At 72.0% G+C, this 16,442-nt stretch carries 13 protein-coding genes; 1 reads left to right on the top strand and 12 read right to left on the bottom strand.

All coding sequences use genetic code 11. The annotated features are described in order from the left end of the window. Positions 1-111: 111 nt before the first annotated feature. The 9 genes from IF83_RS0121375 to IF83_RS0121330 form a co-directional block, all read right to left on the bottom strand. The gene (locus tag IF83_RS0121375) at positions 112-2,526 is read right to left on the bottom strand and encodes an MMPL family transporter (protein WP_078843706.1); all 2,415 of its coding nucleotides are present in this window, start codon (positions 2,524-2,526) and stop codon (positions 112-114) included. Positions 2,527-2,879: 353 nt separating this feature from the next. Beyond that, complete coding sequence (gene gatB / locus IF83_RS0121370) at positions 2,880-4,388, bottom strand: Asp-tRNA(Asn)/Glu-tRNA(Gln) amidotransferase subunit GatB (protein ID WP_030546537.1); 1,509 nt, start codon at positions 4,386-4,388, stop codon at positions 2,880-2,882. Positions 4,389-4,401: 13 nt separating this feature from the next. Beyond that, positions 4,402-4,641, bottom strand: coding sequence for a hypothetical protein (locus tag IF83_RS0121365; RefSeq protein WP_030546535.1), 240 nt, complete (start codon positions 4,639-4,641; stop codon positions 4,402-4,404). Beyond that, positions 4,638-6,131, bottom strand: a complete 1,494-nt coding sequence (gatA, locus tag IF83_RS0121360) for an Asp-tRNA(Asn)/Glu-tRNA(Gln) amidotransferase subunit GatA (protein ID WP_030546533.1) — start codon at positions 6,129-6,131, stop codon at positions 4,638-4,640. Before gatA ends, IF83_RS0121365 begins: the two co-directional genes overlap by 4 nt. Positions 6,132-6,133: 2 nt before the next feature. Then, positions 6,134-6,430 (bottom strand): Asp-tRNA(Asn)/Glu-tRNA(Gln) amidotransferase subunit GatC, encoded by a 297-nt coding sequence (gene gatC, locus IF83_RS0121355; protein ID WP_019709903.1) that lies wholly within the window; start codon positions 6,428-6,430, stop codon positions 6,134-6,136. A 426-nt stretch (positions 6,431-6,856) separates the two neighbouring features. Beyond that, positions 6,857-9,262, bottom strand: coding sequence for a putative bifunctional diguanylate cyclase/phosphodiesterase (locus tag IF83_RS0121345; protein WP_030546529.1), 2,406 nt, complete (start codon positions 9,260-9,262; stop codon positions 6,857-6,859). Between the two features lie 256 nt (positions 9,263-9,518). Further along, positions 9,519-11,726, bottom strand: coding sequence for an NAD-dependent DNA ligase LigA (gene ligA, locus IF83_RS0121340; RefSeq protein WP_030546527.1), 2,208 nt, complete (start codon positions 11,724-11,726; stop codon positions 9,519-9,521). A 170-nt stretch (positions 11,727-11,896) separates the two neighbouring features. Next, positions 11,897-12,853: a methionine synthase gene (locus tag IF83_RS0121335; protein ID WP_244177156.1), complete on the bottom strand. Its 957-nt coding sequence runs from the start codon at positions 12,851-12,853 to the stop codon at positions 11,897-11,899. Between the two features lie 370 nt (positions 12,854-13,223). Continuing rightward, positions 13,224-13,913, bottom strand: coding sequence for an SDR family oxidoreductase (locus tag IF83_RS0121330; RefSeq protein ID WP_030546521.1), 690 nt, complete (start codon positions 13,911-13,913; stop codon positions 13,224-13,226). Positions 13,914-14,139: 226 nt separating this feature from the next. Here IF83_RS0121330 and IF83_RS0121325 point away from each other — a divergent pair, with 226 nt between their 5' ends. Beyond that, positions 14,140-14,481: a DUF427 domain-containing protein gene (locus tag IF83_RS0121325; RefSeq protein ID WP_030546519.1), complete on the top strand. Its 342-nt coding sequence runs from the start codon at positions 14,140-14,142 to the stop codon at positions 14,479-14,481. Positions 14,482-14,501: 20 nt separating this feature from the next. Here IF83_RS0121325 and IF83_RS34345 read toward each other — a convergent pair whose 3' ends face one another. The 3 genes from IF83_RS34345 to IF83_RS33825 all read right to left on the bottom strand — a co-directional run bounded on the left by IF83_RS34345 (position 14,502) and on the right by IF83_RS33825 (position 15,845). Beyond that, entirely contained in the window at positions 14,502-14,894 is a 393-nt protein-coding gene (locus tag IF83_RS34345; RefSeq protein ID WP_208605922.1) for a hypothetical protein, read from the bottom strand. An 11-nt stretch (positions 14,895-14,905) separates the two neighbouring features. Further along, the gene (locus IF83_RS33830; protein WP_158711087.1) at positions 14,906-15,178 is read right to left on the bottom strand and encodes a hypothetical protein; all 273 of its coding nucleotides are present in this window, start codon (positions 15,176-15,178) and stop codon (positions 14,906-14,908) included. 457 nt (positions 15,179-15,635) lie between these two features. Beyond that, positions 15,636-15,845 carry a hypothetical protein gene (locus IF83_RS33825; protein WP_158711086.1) on the bottom strand — a complete coding sequence of 70 codons (210 nt, stop codon included), beginning with the start codon at positions 15,843-15,845 and terminating at the stop codon, positions 15,636-15,638. Positions 15,846-16,442: the final 597 nt, after the last annotated feature.

Raw genomic sequence — 16,442 nt, 5'->3', positions numbered from 1 at the left:
CTCGTTCTCAGGGGCACCCCGGCGCATCGGGACGCTGTCCGATCTTCGCCGGGACCGGGGCCTTAGGCCGCGCGGTCCCCCGGGGCCGGCGAAGGCGTCCGCCGCCTCCGGCTAGGGCATCGTGCCGGGTGCCGTGGCCGTAGGGACCGCGGGGGTGCCGGGCGGCGGCACGGGAGCGGCCGTGTCGGCCGGGGGCCGCGGCCCGGGGATGCCGGGTTCGGGGACACCGGGTCCGGGAACCGGCACCGGCGGCGCCTTCGGTGCGCCGGGTCCGTGCGGGCCGTCCGGCTTGCCGGGCTCGTCCTCGCCCGGCCCGCCCGGGCCCTCCGGCTCGTCCCCCGCGTGCTCCTCCGCGTGCTCCTCGCCGGCCGGGGCCTCGATGCTGATCCGGGGCAGGGCCTGGTCCAGCCACCGCGGCAGCCACCAGTTGACGCCGCCGAGCAGATGCATCAGCGCCGGCACGAGCAGGGTGCGCAGGACGAAGGCGTCGAGGGCGACGGCCGCGGCGAGCCCGATGCCGAACATCGCGATGATCCGGTCGCCGGTGAGGACGAAGGCCCCGAAGACGGCGATCATGATGACCGCGGCCGAGTTGATCACCCGGCTGGTCTCGGCGAGCCCGACCCGGACCGAACGGCGGTTGTCCCCGGTCCGGCGCCACTCCTCGTACATCCGGCTGACCAGGAAGACCTGGTAGTCCATGGAGAGCCCGAAGAGCACCGAGACCATGATCACGGGCAGGAAGGGCTCGATCGGCCCGCCGGCGCCGAGGCCCATCGGCTCGCTCCCCCAGCCCCACTGGAAGATCGCGGTGACGATCCCCAGGGAGGAGCTGACGGCCATGACGTTCATCAGGGCGGCCTTCACCGGTATGCCGACGCTGCGGAAGGCGAGGAGCAGGAGCAGGCTGCCGGAGGCGATGACGGTGCCGATGAAGAGCGGCAGTTTGGCCGTGATGACGGAGGCGAAGTCGTCGTAGCCGGCGGTGGGGCCGCCGACGTGGGTGCGCAGTCCGGTGCCGTCCTGGGCCTCGGGCAGCACGTCGCCGCGAAGCCGCTCGACGAGCTCGGAGGTGGCGGTGTCCTGCGGGGAGCTCTCGGGGACGACGGTGATGACGCCGGTGCCGCCGTCGCGGTCGGTGGTCGCGCCGGTGACGGCGGCGACGCCGTCGGTGGCCCGCAGTTCGCCGGGCAGCTTGTCGAAGGCGGCCCGGTCGGCGGGGCCGCCGATCTCGGAGACCAGGGTCAGCGGGCCGTTGGTGCCGGGGCCGAAGCCCTCGGCGAGCAGGTCATAGGCCTGCCGGGTGGTGGAGCCGGCCGGGTGGTTGCCCTGGTCGGAGGTGCCGAGGTGGAGGCCGAGGGCGGGCAGCGCGAGGACGGCCATGACGGCGACCGCCACGGCGCCGAGGACCCGGGGGTGCCGCTCGACGAAGGCGGACCAGCGGACGGCGAACCCGGTGGTCTGCTCGGGCTCGGGACCGTGCTCGGCGAGCCGGCGGCGCTCGCGGCGGCTGAGCGCGCGCGGGCCGATGAGCTTCAGCAGGGCGGGGAGCAGGGTGACGGAGGCGGCGACGGCCAGCAGCACGGTCAGCGAGGCGGCGAAGGCGACACCGTTGAGGAACTCCAGTCGCAGGACGAGCATGCCGAGCAGCGCGATGAACACCGTGCCGCCCGCGAAGACGACCGCGCGCCCGGAGGTGGTCACCGCCCTGGTCGCGGCCTCGGTGACGGACAGCCCTTGCCGCAGCCCCCGGCGGTGCCGGGTGACGATGAACAGCGCGTAGTCGATGCCGACGCCCAGGCCGACGAGGAGCCCGAGCATGGGAGCGAAGTCCGCGACCGGCATCAGATGGCCGAGGAGGCCGATGCCCAGATAGCCGGTGCCCACGCTGACCAGGGCGGTCGCCAGGGGGAGGGCCATCGCGGCGAGCGAGCCGAAGGCCAGGAGGAGCACGACGGCGGCCACCGCCAGCCCCACGAACTCGGCGGTGTGGCCCCCGGTCGCGCCGGGCTTGGCGATGGCGGAGCCGCCGGTCTCGACCCGCAGCCCGCTCTCCGCCACGGCCTCGTCCGACTCGGCGGACTCGGCGGTCTCCACGAGCCGCTCGGCCTGCGCCGTTCCGGCTTCGCCGGAGGCGGCGTCGAAGCCGACGGTGGCGTAGGCGGTGCGTCCGTCGTCGCTGATGCGGCCGGTGTCCGCGGGACCGTAGGGACCGGTCACGGAGGTCACGCCGGGGAGACCGGCGATCTCGTCGAGGGTCGCGGTCATCGACTCCTCGACCGCTTCGGCCCGTACGGTCCCGCGGTCGGTGTGCCAGACCACGGTGGCGCGGTCACCGCCCTGGCCGGGGAAGTTCTTCTCCAGCAGGGCCGCGGCCCGTCCGGATTCGGTGCCGGGGACGTCGTAGTCGTCGGAGAAGGCGGAGCCGGCCAGGGTGGAGGCGAGCGCCGTCCCCCCGAGGGCGAGCAGCCAGAGCAGGATGACGACGAAACGGCGCCGGATGCACCAGCGGGCCAGAGCGGCCATGTGGAGGAACTCCCTGGGTGCGAGGACAGCGCCGATCGGAGCGGATAACACCCCAAAAAGCACTGGATGGGCGTTATCCACTCTCACAGGAGAGGGAGATCAACAGGGGCCCTGTGCGGGAACTCACAGGGGCGTGGTGAACCGGGTCACAGGGCTCCGGCCAGGGAATACGCGGACCGGCGGGGCTGCCGGGAACGGTCGGCGCGGGGGCCCGGCGGCGGCCGGAAGGCGCCATGACGGAGGGGCGCGCAGCCGGGGGGCGTACGACGGAGGGGCGGCCCTCCTCTCGGGAGAACCGCCCCTCGCCGGACGCCGTCCGGGCGGGCACCCGGCCGCCGGGGCCGGGTGCCGCCTCAGTCCTGCGGAGCCAGCCGCTCCAGGATCAGCTCGCGGACCCGCGCCGCGTCCGCCTGGCCCCGGGTGGCCTTCATGACCGCGCCGACCAGCGCGCCCGCGGCCGCGACCTTGCCGCCGCGGATCTTCTCCGCGATGGCCGCGTTGCCCGCGATGGCCTCGTCGACGGCCGCGCCGAGCGCGCCCTCGTCGGAGACGACCTTCAGACCGCGCTTCTCGACGACCGTGTCCGGGTCGCCCTCGCCGGCCAGCACGCCCTCGATGACCTGGCGGGCCAGCTTGTCGTTGAGCGAGCCCTCGGCGACGAGCGCCGAGACCCGGGCGACCTGCTCCGGGCTGATCGGCAGGGCGGTCAGCTCGACACCGTCCTCGTTGGCCCGGCGCGCCAGCTCGCCCATCCACCACTTGCGGGCCTGGTCGGCCGGGGCGCCCGCCTCGATCGTGGCGAGGATCGGGCCGATCGCGCCGGCGTTGAGCACCGACCGCATCTCGTGGTCGCTCAGGCCCCACTCCGCCTTGAGCCGCTGCCGCCGCAGCCGCGGCAGCTCGGGCAGGCCGGCCCGCAGCTCCTCGACCCACTCCTTCGCCGGGGCGATCGGCACCAGGTCGGGCTCGGGGAAGTAGCGGTAGTCCTCCGCCTCCTCCTTGACCCGGCCGGAGGTCGTGGAGCCGTCGTCCTCGTGGAAGTGGCGGGTCTCCTGGATGATCGTGCCGCCCGAGGAGAGCACCGCGGCGTGCCGCTGGATCTCGAAGCGGGCGGCCCGCTCGACGCTGCGCAGCGAGTTGACGTTCTTGGTCTCGCTGCGGGTGCCGAAGGTCGCCGTGCCATGCGGGCGCAGCGACAGGTTGACGTCGCAGCGCATCTGGCCCATCTCCATCCGGGCCTCGGAGACGCCGAGGGCCCGGATGAGCTCACGCAGCTCCGCGACGTACGCCTTGGCGACCTCGGGGGCCCGCTCGCCGGCACCCTCGATCGGCTTGGTGACGATCTCGATCAGCGGGATGCCGGCCCGGTTGTAGTCGAGGAGGGAGTGGACGGCGCCGTGGATGCGGCCGGTCGCGCCGCCGACGTGGAGGGACTTGCCGGTGTCCTCCTCCATGTGGGCGCGCTCGATCTCCACCCGGAAGACCTCGCCGTCCTCCAGCTCGACGTCCAGATAGCCGTTGAAGGCGATCGGCTCGTCGTACTGGGAGGTCTGGAAGTTCTTCGGCATGTCCGGATAGAAGTAGTTCTTCCGGGCGAAGCGGCACCAGGGGGCGATCTCGCAGTGGAGCGCGAGGCCGATCCGGATGGCCGACTCGACGCCGGTCGCGTTGACGACGGGCAGCGAGCCGGGCAGGCCGAGGCAGGTCGGGCAGGTCTGCGAGTTGGGCTCGGCGCCCAGGGCGGTGGAGCACCCGCAGAACATCTTGGTGGCGGTGCCGAGCTCGACATGGACCTCCAGGCCCATGACGGGGTCGTAGGACGCGAGGGCGTCCTCGTACGACACCAGTTCAGTGACGGTCACGGACTCTTCCCTCTCAGCCCAGCAGGACGTCGTCGTCGCCGAGGCGGCGCAGCTCGCGGACGAGGACGGCCACACCGGTGACGATGGCGGCGGCGGAGAACACCGCGTCGGCCAGCATCAGCGTGTCCCTCTCGCTCCGGGCGGTCTTCACCTGCTTCAGCACGCTCACGGCGCCGAAGAGTGTGGTGCCGATGGACAGGTAGGTACCGGCCTTGGACTTCTTGAAGCCCTTGGCCTTGGAGAGATTGCTCATAGTGCGGGTGCCTCCTCCAGCAGCGGGTGCCCCCAGCGGGCGGTGAGCGCGGCCTCGACCGCGGCGCCGACCCGGTAGAGCCGGTCGTCGGCCATGGCGGGCGCGATGATCTGCAGGCCCACCGGGAGCCCGTCCTCCGGCGCCAGGCCGCAGGGCAGGGACATGGCGGCGTTGCCGGCCAGGTTCGTCGGGATGGTGCACAGGTCGGCGAGGTACATGGCCATCGGGTCGTCCGCCCGCTCGCCGATCGGGAAGGCGGTGGTCGGGGAGGTCGGCGAGACCAGCACGTCGACCTGCTCGAACGCCTTCTCGAAGTCCCGCGTGATGAGGGTGCGGACCTTCTGCGCGGAGCCGTAGTACGCGTCGTAGTAGCCGGAGCTGAGCGCGTAGGTGCCGAGCATGATGCGGCGCTTGACCTCGGCGCCGAAGCCCGCCTCACGGGTGAGGGCGGTGACCTCCTCGGCGGAGCGGGTGCCGTCGTCGCCGACGCGCAGGCCGTAGCGCATGGCGTCGAAGCGGGCCAGGTTGGACGAGCACTCCGAGGGGGCGATCAGGTAGTACGCGGCGAGCGCCTTGTCGAAGGACGGGCAGGAGATCTCGGTGACCTCGGCGCCCAGTTCGCGCAGCAGTTCCACGGACTCCGTGAAGCGCTGCATCACGCCGGCCTGGTAGCCCTCGCCGGCGAACTCCTTGACGACGCCGACGCGCAGGCCCTTGACGTCGGCGCTGCGGGCCGCCTCGACCACGGGCGGGACCGGCTTGTCGATGGAGGTGGAGTCGAGCGGGTCGTGCCCGGCGATCGCCTCGTGCAGCAGGGCCGCGTCCAGGACCGTGCGGGCGCAGGGGCCGCCCTGGTCGAGGGAGGAGGAGAAGGCCACCATGCCGTAGCGGGAGACGGCGCCGTAGGTCGGCTTGACGCCGACGGTGCCGGTCATGGCGGCGGGCTGGCGGATGGAGCCGCCGGTGTCCGTGCCGATGGCGAGCGGGGCCTCGTAGGCGGCGAGGGCGGCCGCGGAGCCGCCGCCGGAGCCGCCGGGGATGCGGGTGAGGTCCCAGGGGTTGCCGGTGGGGCCGTAGGCGCTGTTCTCGGTGGAGGAGCCCATCGCGAACTCGTCCATGTTGGCCTTGCCGAGGACGACGATGTCCGCGTCCTTGAGGCGCTTCACCAGCGTCGCGTCGTACGGCGGCAGCCAGCCCTCCAGGATTTTGGAGCCGACGGTCGTCGGGACGCCCTCGGTGGTGAAGATGTCCTTGAGCGCCAGCGGGACGCCGGCCAGCGGGCCGAGCGCCTCGCCGCGCTCGCGCTTCTCGTCGACGGCGCGGGCCTGGGCCAGCGCGCCCTCGCGGTCGACGTGGAGGAAGGCGTTCACCTTCTCGTCGACGGCCTCGATCCGGGCCAGATGGGCCTCGGTCACCTCGACGGCGGTGAGGGTGCCGGAGGCGATGGCGGCCGCGGTCTGTGCCGCGGTCAGCCTGGTCGGGTCGGTCATGGTCAGTCCTCCCCCAGGATCTGCGGCACCTTGAAACGCTGCTGCTCCTGCGCGGGGGCTCCGGAGAGCGCCTGCTCGGGGGTGAGTGACGGGCGGACCTCGTCGGCGCGCATGACGTTGGTCAGCGGCAGGGGGTGCGAGGTCGGCGGTACATCCTCGTCGGCCACATCGGAAACGCGGGCGACCGCGCCGATGATCACGTCGAGCTGTCCGGCGAAGTGGTCGAGCTCTTCGTCCTTCAGCTCAAGACGTGACAGCCGGGCGAGGTGGGCGACCTCCTCGCGCGTGATGCCAGGCATTCAGCGATCCTCAGGGGTTGGTGTGTGGGTTATCCGGCCAATCCTATGGCGGTCGGCGGGCCGGGAGCGAAACCCCTTGGCACGGGCCGCCTGCCGGGGCCCGCGGGCGGGCCCGCAGGGCACCCGGGGCCTTCGGCCGCCGGGGGCCGGACGGGCGCCGGAAGCCGGACCGGGCACCGCCGTCCGGAGGTGACGGGCGCGGGGAGGTGTGACGCCGTCCGGTGGTCCCGGCGGCGGGGCGCCCGGCCGGGGCCGCGGGCACCGGGACGGGGCCGGGCGGGCGCCCCGAGGGCGGCTCGGTGCGGGGCGGTGGTGCCGGCGCCCCGGAGCCGGGACGGTGCGGGGCCTCCGGCTGCGACGGCGGCAGGGGCGCCGGGCGCACCGGGGCCCGCGAGCCCGCGCACCGCCGGGCCGGCGACCGGGCCGTCAGGTGACTCGCTGCCCCGAGGGCCGGTCGGCACCCTCCGGCGGGGCGCTCCGGTTCGCGGGGCGGGGGCACTCCGTCCGTTCCGGGGTGGCGCCGGGAGCGGAGGCCGCGGCCAGTTCGGGCCGGACGGACTCCGGGCGGGCCCGGTCCGCGCGGCGGGGCTCGGAGCGCGCCTGGTCGGTGCGGGCCGGCTCGGGACGCGCCGGCTCGGGACGCGCCGGATCCGGAAGGGCCAGGTCGGGGCGGGCCGGCGGCTCGGGGCGGGCCTGCTCCGGGCGGGCGGGTGGCTCCGCGCGGAGGGAGGACTCCGGCCGCACCGGCAGCTCCGGCCGCACCGGCTCGGGCCGGACGGCCGGCTCGCCGCGCTGCCAGCCGCTCTCGCCCCGCAGCCGCAGCCAGGCCGTGGTCTCGTCCGGCGGCATCGCGGCGGCGACCAGCCAGCCCTGGACGGCGTCGCAGCCGAGGTCGCGCAGCCGCTCCCAGGTCTCGTCGTCCTCCACGCCCTCCGCGACGACGAGCAGTCCGAGGGAGTGGGCGAGGTCGACGGTGCAGCGGACGATCTCGGCGTCCTCGGTGTCGACGGCGAGCCGGGCGACGAAGGACCGGTCGATCTTGAGTTCGCTGACCGGCAGCCGGCGCAGGTGCACCAGTGAGGAGTAGCCGGTGCCGAAGTCGTCCAGGGACATCTTGACGCCGTGCCCCGTGAGCCCGGCGAGGGTGTCGGCGGCGCGCTGCGGGTCCTCCAGCAGGACGTGCTCGGTGATCTCCAGCTGCAGCGCGGACGGGGGGACGCCGTGCCGGGCGAGCCGGGCGGCGACGGAGCCGGCGAAGCCGGGGGTGTGCACGTCGCGCGGCGAGACGTTCACGGCGACGGGCACCATGAGGCCCTTCTCGCGCCAGGCGGCGACCTGGCGGAGGGCGGTCTCCAGGACGTACTCGGTCAGATGGGGCATCAGGCCGGAGGACTCGGCGATGGCGATGAACTCGTCGGGGCTGACCCGGCCGCGCTCCGGGTGCACCCAGCGCACCAGCGCCTCCAGGCCCCGCACCCGGCCGTCGAAGCCGACCTTCGGCTGGTAGTGCAGTTCGACGTCGCCCGCGTCCAGGGCGCGGCGCAGATCGCCGAGGAGGCCCAGCCGGTCGGGGGTGTTGCCGTCACGTTTCGCCTCGTACACCTCGCAGCCGCTGCGGTCCCGCTTGGCCTGGTACATCGCCACGTCGGCGCGGCGCAGCAGGTCCTCGGCGTCCAGGGCGTGGTCGGGGAAGACGGCGACGCCGGCGCTGGCCTCCAGCACGAGGGTCAGCCCGTCGAGGTCGAGCGGCGAGCCGAGTTCGCCGACGAGCTGCCGGGCGGTGCGCTGGGCACTGGTGGTGGAGTCGGCGACGGGCAGCAGGACGGCGAACTCGTCGCCGCCGAGGCGGGCGGCCTCGGCGCCGGGCGGCAGGGCGAGCTTGAGCCGCTCGGCGATCTGCAGCAGCAGGCGGTCGCCCGCGAGGTGGCCGAGGGTGTCGTTGACGGAGCGGAAGCGGTCGAGGTCGATCAGGACCAGCGCGGCGCGGGCGCCGACGCGCTCGGCGTCGTCCAGCGCGGACCAGGTGCGCTCCAGCAGCCACTGGCGGTTGGGCAGGCCGGTGAGCGGGTCGCGCAACTGCTCCTCGGCGCGGGCGCGGGCGATCCACAGGGTGGAGTCGAGAGCGATCAGCGGCACGGAGAAGAGCGGCAGGAGGACGGGCATCTCGACGGCGACCACGCAGATCAGCGGGGCGATGCCGAGCAGGGCGACGCCGACGAGGGCCTGCCGGACGAGGGCCGTCCGGGCGGCGCTGGGCAGGCCGTGGGTGCGGGGGGCCAGGCAGTACCAGAGCAGGACCCGGGTCACCAGGAGGTAGCTCAGGGCGGCGAGGAGGAGTTCGGGCAGGACGAGGGCGTCCCACGCGGACGGATTCCAGGGCCGTTCCACCGAGGGGGAGACGCCGAAGGCGGCGAGCACCAGGGCGGCGGCCCCGATGCCGAGGATGTCGACGGAGCCGTGGAGCAGCCCCTGTCTCCAGCGCTGGTGCCGGGCCGCGCTGACCAGGACGACCACGGCGAGGCTCACCAGGACGGCCGGCACCCAGCCGTAGAGCAGCAGCACGGCGAGGGTGAGGGCGGCGCCGGAACCGGTGCCGCCCCACCAGCGGTCGCGCCCGAGCGCCACGAGATGGCCGACGATGATGCCGGTGAGGAGCGCCAGGGACCAGCCGGCGGCGCCGGTGGGGAAGAGCGCCCTCCCGCCCAGCAGCACCCGGCAGACGCCGGCGGCCAGCGCGCACGCGGCCACGGCGACCGTGGCCATCGGCAGCAGCGCGGGCGCGGTGACCCGGCGTCCCCCTGACGCCGCGTCAGCGCTGTCGGTCGGTTTCATTCCCGTCCTCTCACAGCCGGCGGTGCCCGCCCCCGTCCGGGGCCGGTCCGGGGTGGACCGCGGCCGGGCGCCCGGGGGGCACCGGGCCCGGTGCCGTCGCCTACGAGTTCCCACCACACGGCCGCGCACAGCGCGCGCACACCCTCAACAGTAGGCTGCCCGGCCCCCGGACGGGCAGCGATCCGCAGGGGTTGCCCGAATGCGGACCAGGCACACCGAAGCGTCTGGTATGCGCCGAACGGGTGTCATGTGACGGCTACTCGGCGGACGCCTGTGCGACTTCCCGGGCCGCGTCGGGACCTTGTTCGAGCAGAACGGCGAACCCTGCCTCATCCAGCACGGGAACCTTGAGCTGGACCGCCTTGTCGTACTTCGATCCGGGGTTGTCGCCCACCACGACGAAGGCCGTCTTCTTGGAAACGGAACCGGTGACCTTCGCCCCACGGCTCTGCAACGCCTCTTTCGCGCCATCCCTGGTGTGCGAGGCGAGCGTGCCCGTGACGACGACGGTGAGTCCCTCCAGCGGACGGGGTCCCTCGTCCCGGCCGGATTCCTCCGCCATCCGCACCCCGGCGGCCCGCCACTTCTCCACGATCTCGCGGTGCCAGTCCTCGGCGAACCACTGTTTGAGCGAGGCGGCTATGGTCGGCCCGACGCCTTCGGTGGCCGCCAGCTCCTCCTCGTCCGCCTGCGCGATCCGGTCCAGCGAGCGGAACTCGCGGGCCAGCGCCTCGGCGGCGACGGGGCCCACATGGCGGATGGACAGGCCCGTGAGGATCCGGGCCAGCGGGCGCTCCTTGGCCGCGGCGATGTTCTCCAGCATGGCGAGGGTGTTCTTCTTCGGCTCGCCCTTCTGGTTGGCGAAGAAGGTGACGACCTTGGGCTCGCCGGTCTTCGGATCCCGCTTGGGCAGCCCGGTGTCCGGGTCGAGGACATGGGACTTGATGGGCAGCAGCTGCTCCACCGTCAGGTCGAAGAGGTCGCCCTCGTCGCGCAGCGGCGGCTCGGCCGGCTCCAGCGGCTGGGTGAGCGCGGTGGCCACCACATAGCCGAAGTTCTCGATGTCCAGCGCCTTGCGGCCCGCCAGGTAGAACACGCGCTCACGGAGCTGCGCGGGGCAGGTGCGGGCGTTGGGGCAGCGGAGGTCGATGTCGCCCTCCTTCATGGGGCGCAGCGGCGTGCCGCAGTCGGGGCACTCGGCGGGCATCACGAACTCCCGCTCGCTGCCGTCCCGCAGGTCCGTGACCGGGCCGAGGATCTCCGGGATGACGTCCCCGGCCTTGCGCAGCACGACCGTGTCCCCGATGAGCACGCCCTTGGCCTTGACCACCTCCTGATTGTGGAGGGTGGCGAACTCAACCTCCGAGCCGGCGACGGTGACCGGCTCGACCACGGCGTAGGGCGTGACCCGCCCCGTACGGCCGACACCGACCCGGATGTCCACCAGCTTGGTGTTCACCTCCTCGGGCGCGTACTTCCAGGCGATGGCCCAGCGCGGCGCGCGCGAGGTGGAGCCCAGCCGGCCCTGGAGGGGCACCTCGTCGACCTTGACGACGACGCCGTCGATCTCGTGCTCCACGGAGTGGCGGTTCTCGCCGTAGTACGCGATGAACTCGCGGACCCCGGCGAGGGAGTCCACCACCCGCGCGTGCGGGGTGGTGGGCAGGCCCCAGGCGCTCAGCAGGTCGTAGGCCTGCGACAGCCGGTCGATGGAGAAGCCCTCGCGGGCGCCGATGCCGTGCACCACCATGTGCAGCGGGCGGGTGGCGGTGATCTTGGGGTCCTTCTGGCGGAGCGAGCCGGCGGCGGCGTTCCGCGGGTTGGCGAACGGCGGCTTGCCGGCCTCCACCAGCCGGGCGTTGAGCTCGGTGAACCGCTCCATCGGGAAGAAGACCTCCCCGCGGATCTCCACCAGATCGGGGATGTTCTCGCCGCTCAGCCGCTCGGGGATGTCCGCGATGGTGCGGACGTTGGGCGTGATGTCCTCGCCGGTGCGGCCGTCGCCGCGGGTGGCGGCCCGGGTGAGCCGACCGTGCTCATACGTCAGGTTGACCGCGAGGCCGTCGATCTTGAGCTCGCAGAGGAAGTGATAGCCGGTGCCGCCCAGCTCGCGGGCGATGCGGTCGCCCCAGGACTCCAGCTCCTCGTCGTCGAAGGCGTTGTCCAGGCTGAGCATCCGCTCGCGGTGCTCGACCTCGGTGAACTCCGTCTCGTACGCCCCGGCCACCTTCTGGGTGGGCGACTCGGGCGTGCGCAACTCCGGGTACTCCTCCTCCAGCGCCTCCAGGGAGCGCAGCAGCCGGTCGAACTCGGCGTCGCTGACGACCGGGGCGTCCTTCACGTAGTAGCGGAAGCGGTGGTCCTCGACCTCCTCCGCCAGCCGCTGGTGCCGCTCCCGGGCCTCCGGGGGCACCGCCGATCCCGTCTCCGCGACCGCCCGCACCGCCTGCTCTTCACCGGCCACCGTGCCGTCCTCCCGTCGCCGCCGTACGCCGCCCGCCCTGTGCGGCCGCCGCCTCTGTCCGCCGTGCCGTCATACGCCGTGCCCTCATGCGCCGTGCCGCGGTGCCGCCGGGGCCGTCGCGCCGTCCTGCCCCGTACCGCCCGGCCGTCCCCCGTGCCGCGCCCCGGCCGTCACTCTGGGTTGTCCGCGAGCGACCTCGCCGCCCGGGCGCAGTGCGCCAGCGCCGCGCGCGCGTAGGCCGGTGAGGCACCGGCGAGACCGCAGGACGGGGTGACCGCCACGGACGTGGCGAGACTCCCCGGCGACAGCCCCAGCCTGCGCCACAGCGTTCTGACTCCCATGACCCTAAGGGCAGGGTCTGACAACGCGGTGTCGGTGCCGGGCACGACGCCGGCGAAGAGCGCCGTCCCGCCCTCCACGGCTTCCCCGATCGCCTCCTCGTCACGCTCGGTGAGCAGGGAGAAGTCGAAGGAGACGCCCGCCGCCCCCGCCCGCCGGAGCAGGGCGAAGGGCACATCGGGCGCGCAGGAGTGCACGATCACCGGGGCCTCGCCGGCCGCCGCGAACACCTCGCGGAGCGCCCCCTCGACGACCGCCCGGTCCACGGCGTTGTAAGTGCGGTAGCCGCTGGCGGACCGCACCCGCCCGCGCAGCACCGGGGTCAGCGACGGCTCGTCGAGCTGGAGCACCACCTCGGCGCCGGGCACCCGCCGCCGCACCTCCGCGAGATGGCCGCGCAGTCCCTCGGCTAGCGAGGCGGCCAGGTCGCGGCAGGCCCCGGCGTCGCTCAGCACCGCCTCGCCGCCGCGCAGTTCCAGCCCCGTAGCGAGCGTCCACGGGCCGACGGCCTGCACCTTCAGCGGGCCCTCGAACCCCTGGGTGAACTCCTCCAGCGCGTCGAGGTCCTCCCCCATCCAGGAGCGGGCGCGCCGGGTGTCACGGCCCGGGCGGTCGCTCAGCCGCCAGCCGCTGGGCTCGACGTGCGCGTACAGCTCGGCCAGCAGCCCGATGGTGCGGCCCAGCATGTCGGCGCCCGGGCCGCGGGCCGGCAGCTCCGGCAGATGCGGGAACGCCTCCAGCGAACCGGTGACCGTCTTCGCCGCCTCACGCGCGTCGCCGCCCGGCATGGACCCGACCCCGGTCGCGGCCGCCGTACCCCAGATGAACCTGCTCTTCTCGCTCACGCGGTGAAGCGTACGAGACGGCCCCTCGCGGGACGGGAGAGGCCGGGCGGCACCGGGGCCGCCCGCGCGGGTGGGGGCGCGTACGGGATGCGGCACCGTTCTGCCGGACCACGTCGCCGGGCGGGCTGTGCGGACTCACGACCGCGACCACCGGATCCGCCGGAACCGGTCGGGCACCCGCGTGGACCGACCGCAGAAGCCCTACCCGGTAGGGATTCCCGAAGCCCGACGCCCCTTCTCCGCAGCCCCGGTGCACGCCGCCCCGGCCCCGGCCCCGGTCGCGACCCCGGTCGCGGTCGCCGACCACAGGCGCTCAGTGGCCGGGGCGCACCGACAGGTCGGTGACCTCCGCGTCCCGGGGCAGGGTGAGCGCCGTGACGACGGTGGTCGCGACCGACTCCGCCGCGATCCAGCGCCCCTGCTCGTACGGCTTCCCCTCGTGCTGGTGGACCTTCGCCTGCATGGGCGTGGCGGTGCGGCCCGGGTAGACAGAGGTGACCCGCACGCCGTTGTCGTGCTCCTCGGCGCGCAGGGAGTCGGCGAGCGCCTTCAGCCCGTGCTTGCTCGCGGCATACGCGGACCAGTCCGGGTTGGCGCGCAGCCCCGACCCCGAGTTGACGAAGACGACGTGACCGCGCGACAGCCGGAGCTGCGGCAGCAGCAGCCGGGTCAGCTCGGCGGGCGAGACGAGGTTGACGGCGAGCTGCCGGTTCCACGCCTTGGGGGTCAGCTCGCCGACCGTGCCGAGCTCCACCACACCGGCGGAGTGGATGATCGAGTCGAGCCGCTCCGGGACCTCCTGGTGGCTGAGCGCCCAGGACAGCTTCTCCGGTGCGGCGAGGTCGCCGACGAGGGTCCGCGCCCCGGGGAACGCCCGTTCCAGTTCCCGGGCCCGCCCGGCGTCCCGCGCCAGCAGCCACAGCTCGTCCCCGCGCTCGTCCAGCCGCCGCGCGACGGCGGCCCCGATGCCCGATCCGGCCCCTGTGATCAGATGTGCAGTCATGGGCCCCAGCTTGCCGCACGGGCGACCGACGACCGCTCTCCGGCCGGCCGGGGCGCCGTGCCCACGCCGTGCCTGCACCGGGCCGCCGGGCCGCCGGGCCTGCGGGGAAGAAGGAACGCGGCCGGCTTGCTGTCGGAAGACGAGAGCCGGGCGGGACCACAGCCCGCCTGCTCCCGCCTCGTAGCCCAATAGCCCGTTGCCCGGAGCCCCACACGAAGGAGTCCCCGTGACCGCAGGACACCGCATCACGATCGAACAGGGCACGGCACACGTCCGCGTCACGCACGCCGGGGAGGTGCTGGCCGAGAGCCGCCGCCCGTTGCTGCTCCGCGAGACCGGCTGCCCGGTCCGCTACTACCTCCCGCCGGAGGACGTCCGGACGGACCTCCTCACCCCGTCGGACACCAGCACCCACTGCCCGTTCAAGGGCGACGCCTCGTACTGGTCCCGCCCGGAAGCCCCGGACCTGGTGTGGGCCTACCCGGACCCCAAGCCCGAAGTGGCGCGGATCAAGGACCACTTCTGCTTCTACGAGACGGAGGTCGTGCCCGACCACTCGGGTTACTGACCGTCAATGCGTGCTGTCCGTCATGGTGGACCGCGCCGGAGGCCGGTTCCGGCGAGACAGCCGTCGATCGGATGGGGCGGGTCCTGGATCTTCTTCAGCTTACGTTTCATGACACGGACGAGGTGGTCGAGGCCGGAGGCGGCGAACGTCAAACCCACTGTTCCGATAATGGCAATTCCCGCGCCCACCAGCCGCAAGGTGCCAGGGGCGGCAGGCCCCACGAACACGGCTCGCGAGAAGTAACCAAAGAGACGATAGGTGACGTCCGCATAATTCAGGGCGGTCATCCATCCATAAGCCGCAAATAGAGCGAACAGGACGCTGGAGAATACTACTCCACCGGTTGCCGAACCTGCAGTGGACACTGCATCACTCACGTCGAGCATCGCTACGCCGAGAAGGAACGTTGACATGCCACAGCGCTTCAACCGAGGGTCATTTTGTAACCGGAGAATAGCACGACGCTTATTCCAAGCAGCCCAATGACTCCGCCGATGAGCCTCACGAGGTTGTGTGAAGCCGTTCCCGACCCTCCAGGGGTCATCCTGTCAAGGAAGTCGAACAGGGAGATGGCGCAATTTCTGTAGTCAAATGCAAGAGCCAAACCGATGGGAGTTGCCAGGAATCCCCAGACAAGACGAAACGCATAGCCATCACTGGGTGACATTGCGGTTATCAGGGGGTCGACATCCACCATCTGCATAACTTCCTGTAGTGGTAATTTTGACCTTTCCTTTCCGGAGCACCTCGGCTCACGCCCACCTATTACACAACATTCCATGCCCATACCAAGGAGGGCTTCACGGCCGCATGTCCAGGATCCTCGCTGCCCGCATGGCCTTCATCCAGATTTCAGGGGCTCGACACTCCCCGCCTCCCGATAGGGGGCCTCTAACGACGCTGCAGGCTTCGCGTGATGCCACGGACCGCTGCTTTGTTCCCCTTGTAGGGCTTTTGATACTGGACTTCCACGCCGGACGTTTCCCTCCGGCGCTGCCCGCCTGCTACCGGATCCTGGCAGCCATCGGCCGAGACCGGCCTGATCACCGAGACACCATGACCGCACCGCCCGCCATCACGAGTTCAACTTCGAGTAAATTTCGGCCGAGCGCGGCGCCGTTCGCAACGAATTTAGATTGCCACGTTCTGGTGACTTAGTAAGCTTCCAGAAATATCAACGCCACCAACGAGACAAGGCCGACAAGAACCCACGAAACTCCAAACCATCCAGCACCCCTCGCTTCGATATTTTCCGAAATCGTGCGTTTCAACACCAACTCGGTCAACTGCTCAGCGACACCCCCACAATTCACAGCAATAGCCAGGCCGGTCAGCATCATAAGTGTTGGCACCACAAGGATCATTTACGCTACCTGAGCTCTAGACGCGAGAAGCCTATTCACCAGAGAGTAAGCGCCGTAACAACCCCTAGAATGCCGCATACAGTTGCAGCAGCGCCGACCATCCTCAGGCCTGGCATACTAATATCATCCTCCAATGTATTACGCCTGAGAAAATCGGCGCATCTGTCAGCAGCGCCCCAAATGTTGAGTGATACCGCAAGTCCGGCCACTCCCATAAATGCTCCCAATAGAATGAACAGCATGTCGCCTCTCGATACATTTTGTGGGCCGTGACCGAATGCACACTCCCACTCCACCAGAAATAGAGGATTAGCTACCTCGATTGCCCGATCCGGGTCGCCAATCCCACTGCTCTGGACCGAGCGCTTGATCTCTTCCTTGGGGTGGGTCCAAGTACGCAGGGTATTTGCGGTAGTTTTGACGCAGGATTCCTGGCTATGGCCAGAAGAATCAGCCAGGTTGGCTCGATCTCGTCCGTGGCGGCGGCGACACTACGGTGATCACACCGGCATGTACAGGCAGACAAGAGCGGACACAAGCGGTTGAACAGGCTTCACCCGCCCATCACATTCACGCAACGCCGACCACGTTCTCTCC

Source organism: Streptomyces albus subsp. albus (assembly GCF_000719865.1).
GTDB classification, from domain to species: domain Bacteria; phylum Actinomycetota; class Actinomycetes; order Streptomycetales; family Streptomycetaceae; genus Streptomyces; species Streptomyces albus_E.
The sequence above is the reverse complement of the archived record's forward strand: the minus strand, read 5'-3'. Positions and strand labels throughout refer to the sequence as shown.